We start from the raw sequence: 4018 nt of genomic DNA, 5'->3' as shown, positions 1-4018 counted from the left end.
GTGCCCGCGGCCTGGTGAACACGCACTGGCGCCTGATCACCCGCCTTGCCATCCGCCTTGCCCAGCGCGGATCACTCGACCCGACCCAGGTACCCACCACAACCGCCTGAAAGGAACCTGCCGTGCCCGACCACCTCGATATCCGCGGTATCAACCAGATCGCCGAACTCATCGACGGTTCCCCGCTCGGACCAGCCTCAGTGACCGAGCACCCGCACGCGCCCGGCGTGCTCTGGGTGCACCTGACCGCCCCAGCGCCACGCAAGTTGCGATCACTCGCCGCCTGGCAGGACCTGACGACGGTGCAGGACATGACCATCGGCAAGTACCACCACCGCGACCCCACCCTGTTCCTGCACCTGCGTGGTCATTTCCAGCATGGGCTTCCGGTCATCGTCACCACTCCCTTCGACGAGAACACAGAACCTGATCACGTCGCCGCGCTCAAAGCCCACATCGACGAGCAAGACGCACACAACCTGATCACCCAGCTCGCCGCGATCAACCCGCTCATCTGCCGCTGAATCCCAAGCGAACCCGAAGGAGAACCCATGCCCAGCCAGTCCGGAGCTACCGCCCGAGCAATCGCCGCGATGAAGCTCAAACGGAAGCGGCAGCGCGCCGCCTGATCCTCGACCAGAGCCCGGAAGGCCCCCACCGACACGGCGGGGGCCTTCCTTGTTGCTTGCCGGGGACGTGACAGCGCGCGCCGCGCCGGGGTGACTACGGCGTATTCACCCCGGCGACCGAAGCGGGTAGAGTGTGGAACTTCCGAAGTTCCGAACTTCGGTTGCGGGGGTTCTGGACGTTGCGAACCCCACCGACCCCGGGGTGAATACGGCGTATTCACCCCGTCTCCGAAGTACCAGTACGGGAAAGCACACGGAGCGAAAATGACCAAGGTCACCGTCATCGTCAGCCAGAAAGGCGGGGTGGGCAAGACCACCCTCACCGTCCAGTTGGGAGCCACCACCGCGGAAGCGTTCCCGCCGATGGTGCCCCCGGACGTCGAAGCCGCACTCAAACGCCTCGACCTGGCCGCTCCGGGCGCTGACGCGCAACTCCGGGCGCTCCTGCGCCAGTGCAAGGCCCAGGTGCTCACCGTGAGCACCGACCCGCAAACCAGCCTCGTCGACTGGCTGGACAAGGTCTCGAAAGTCTTCTGGAAGGCGAAGCGGCCCTTGCCGCTCGACTACGCCCAGGAAGACGAGAACCCGCGCGTGCTGGCCAAGCTCAAGACCTCGCGGCAGTACAAACGGATCTTCGTCGACAGTCCGGGCTGGCTGCCCAAGGGTACGGACCAGGACAAGGGAGACCAGCCGCTGGAAAAGTCGATCGTGCGGGCCTCGCTCGAATCGGCGGACATGGTGCTCTTGCCGCTCGAACCCGAAGACCTCGCTTTCAACCCGCTCAAGCGCACTATCCGGGAAGTGGTCGAGCCGCTCGGCATCCCCTACCTCGTGGTGATCAACAACTGGGATCCCAGGGACGGCACCGGCGATTTGGTCGACACCCAGAAGCGCGTCGAACGCGCTGGGTTCCCGCTGGCCACCACGGTGGTTCGCCGGTACAAGGTCCACACCAACGCGTCGGCGGCCGGACGGCTGTGCACGACCTTCCCCAAGAACAGGGTTTCCACGGAGGCACGCACCGACTTCCTGAAGCTGGCGATGGAGATCGCCGTGAACGGAGGCGAGTGATGCGTGTCGTCCTGGGCGCAGACGATGACGAGGTCGTCGCCGTCGAAAACGGGCTGGTCATGCCCGTCGCCGATCTGCAGCCGAACCCGGAGAACACCCGGCCACTCAATGCCGAAGGGGACGACAGCGACGCGGAAGACCTCAAGACACAAGGCCAGCTCCAGAACATCAACATCATGAGCCTGGCCGCGTTCCTCGATCGCAAGCCATACCTTGCCGACCAGGTCGGCCCAGAACCGTTCGTCGTGATCAACGGATGCCTCCGACTCGCCAACGCCAAAAAGGCCGGCATCCCAGGACTGCGGTACGAGATCCACGACGAGTGGACCGAAGACCAGATCGACAAGGCAGTGATCTCCGAGAATGACCGCCGCCGATCGGTCAACAACTTGCACCTGGGCAGGCACCTCGCGCGGATGGTGTCGCGGTACGGCTCCGAACGGAAACTGGCCGCGGCACTGGGGCGCACGCCCGCCTGGGTCAACCACCGCATCGGGTTGACCAAGCTCGCACCCGAGCTACAGGACGCGATCGAGGCCGACCGGATCACCTGGACCACCGCGCGCGAGTGCCCGCGACTGCACCCCGATCTGCAGGTCAAGCTGGCCGCCGGAGAGCTGCCGGAGAGCGTGGTGCAGTCCTGGCTCATCTCCGAACGGCTGCCCGCCGACGAACAGCTCGCACGCTGGTCCGCGGCCACTGCCGAGTCGGGTGAATACCCGGTATTCACCCCGGCACCGACGGCCCCGGGCGACGACGAGGCCGCGGCCGCCGGGAGGGACGTGACAGCCTCGCCCACCCCGGCCGCCGCCGACACGGCCAAGCGCGACAAGCTGCCGCGTCGGAAACCGGCGCTCGTGATTCGGGTGGCGGAGCGCTCGCCGTCGCAGCTCGCCGCCGCGCTGCGTGCCCAGCTCACCGCAGAGGAGATCACCGACCTGATCAAGAGCCTGCGCAAACCCAAGTGACCGTGCCCTGGGCGCGGGTGAATACGCCGTATTCACCCGCGCCCAGGCTCGACCCGAGGAGGATCCATGCCCCTGCCCCAGGACATCCCGTCGTTCGCCGACCGCGGCCGCGTCACCGACGACGGCCCCAAGACGGCGGCCATGACGAGGCGCGACTTCGGGCTCTGGCCCGACCAGGTCACCGACCTACTCGACCTGCGCGGCCAGGTCGCCCGCCAGCGCACCACCAAGGCTGAGCGGATCACCGACGCGACGCTGGTCCGGATTGCGGTCGACCTGCTCATGTCCGTCCGCGACGAGCTGCATGGCGACACCGAGGAAGAGATCGCGACCGGCATTGTGGCGCGGGTGCGCGAGGGGTTGGACCTGCAGAAGTCCGGCCCGGCGAAGTCCCAGACCCGACGACACACCGCCTAAGTTCGGAACTTCCGAAGTTCCGAACTTCGGGGTATTGTGGCTTCCGTCGTGAAAGGAGCCATCATGATCAGTGAGTCGCAGCTCCGGCTGCTGTCCGCCGTTGACGGCGGACGCGTCCGTCTCGCCCGCGCGGGTTGGGAACTGGCCGCCCAGCGCGCACGCGCCGCGGACAGCCGCGGCCTTGTCGACGCCGAAGCGTCCGGCTGGATCTCCGTCCCGTACGTCCCGGTCGAGCCCGGCGAGTCGGTCAAGGCCCGGCTGACCGATGCCGGACGCGAACTCCTGGCCCAGCACTGGCCGGAGTGGAGGCCCGCCCAGTGACCCGGCCGACCGCCCGCGAGCGCCTGGCCGACATCGTCGGCCCCGGCGGCACCCTCGCCATCGCCCACCGCCTCGCCACCGAACGCGACGCCGACCACCCCGGCCCCACCGGACGCGAAGTCACGTGGTGGCCGGTCCTCGAAGACCTGCAGCGCGCGGTCGGCCTCGTGGTCGGCCTGCTCGCCGGACACGACGACGTCCCCCTGGCCCAAAGCGGCCAGAGCGAACCGCGCCCGTGCCACCGCTGCGACCAGCTCACCGCACAGCGCGTCTACGGCACCCCCTGGCACTACACGTGCTGGCTCGCCGACGTCTGCCCGCTCCAGCCCATCGAGCCCCAGGGCAACCAGGGCGAGGCGAATACGCCGTATTCACCCACCACCGGGGACGTGACCACCCCGGCCGAACCCGCCGACACCGACACGGCCCCGGACGGCACGAGCACACCCGACCCGGGGTTCGTCCGGCGCCAAGCCGACCGCACCGCCCGCCGCTTCGTCGTCGACGCCGACGAGGAACTGGGCGACTTCGCGCGCGCCGTACAGGCCGAACTCACGCGCCGCCACGTCGAGGACCCCGCCACCGCCGACGAGATCCGCGCCGCCCTCGACT

Annotated in this window: 6 protein-coding genes; all 6 read left to right on the top strand. The window is 68.2% G+C overall.

The window, feature by feature from the left end; all coding sequences use genetic code 11:
• Positions 1-122 precede the first annotated feature (122 nt).
• Positions 123-524 carry a hypothetical protein gene (locus tag ACFW0G_RS43305; RefSeq protein ID WP_378331393.1) on the top strand — a complete coding sequence of 134 codons (402 nt, stop codon included), beginning with the start codon at positions 123-125 and terminating at the stop codon, positions 522-524.
• A 369-nt stretch (positions 525-893) separates the two neighbouring features.
• Positions 894-1700 carry a ParA family protein gene (locus ACFW0G_RS43300; protein WP_378331392.1) on the top strand — a complete coding sequence of 269 codons (807 nt, stop codon included), beginning with the start codon at positions 894-896 and terminating at the stop codon, positions 1698-1700.
• On the top strand, positions 1700-2668 hold the full coding sequence (locus tag ACFW0G_RS43295) for a ParB/RepB/Spo0J family partition protein (RefSeq protein ID WP_378331391.1): 969 nt from the start codon (positions 1700-1702) through the stop codon (positions 2666-2668). Before ACFW0G_RS43300 ends, ACFW0G_RS43295 begins: the two co-directional genes overlap by 1 nt.
• A gap of 66 nt (positions 2669-2734) precedes the next feature.
• Positions 2735-3085 (top strand): hypothetical protein, encoded by a 351-nt coding sequence (locus tag ACFW0G_RS43290; protein ID WP_378331390.1) that lies wholly within the window; start codon positions 2735-2737, stop codon positions 3083-3085.
• Positions 3086-3148: 63 nt separating this feature from the next.
• Complete coding sequence (locus tag ACFW0G_RS43285; protein WP_378331389.1) at positions 3149-3406, top strand: hypothetical protein; 258 nt, start codon at positions 3149-3151, stop codon at positions 3404-3406.
• Positions 3403-4018: hypothetical protein (locus ACFW0G_RS43280; RefSeq protein WP_378331388.1), on the top strand; the 616-nt coding region annotated here is incomplete at its 3' end. The genes ACFW0G_RS43285 and ACFW0G_RS43280, both read left to right, overlap by 4 nt.

Source organism: Amycolatopsis sp. NPDC058986, assembly GCF_042741125.1.
Lineage (GTDB): Bacteria > Actinomycetota > Actinomycetes > Mycobacteriales > Pseudonocardiaceae > Amycolatopsis.
The sequence above is the reverse complement of the archived record's forward strand: the minus strand, read 5'-3'. Positions and strand labels throughout refer to the sequence as shown.

Coding starts and splice junctions, on each gene's coding strand:
- ACFW0G_RS43295 (WP_378331391.1), top strand. CDS start 1,700: ATGCGTGTCGTCCTGGGCGCAGACGATGACGAGGTCGTCGCCGTCGAA.
- ACFW0G_RS43285 (WP_378331389.1), top strand. CDS start 3,149: ATGATCAGTGAGTCGCAGCTCCGGCTGCTGTCCGCCGTTGACGGCGGA.
- ACFW0G_RS43290 (WP_378331390.1), top strand. CDS start 2,735: ATGCCCCTGCCCCAGGACATCCCGTCGTTCGCCGACCGCGGCCGCGTC.
- ACFW0G_RS43300 (WP_378331392.1), top strand. CDS start 894: ATGACCAAGGTCACCGTCATCGTCAGCCAGAAAGGCGGGGTGGGCAAG.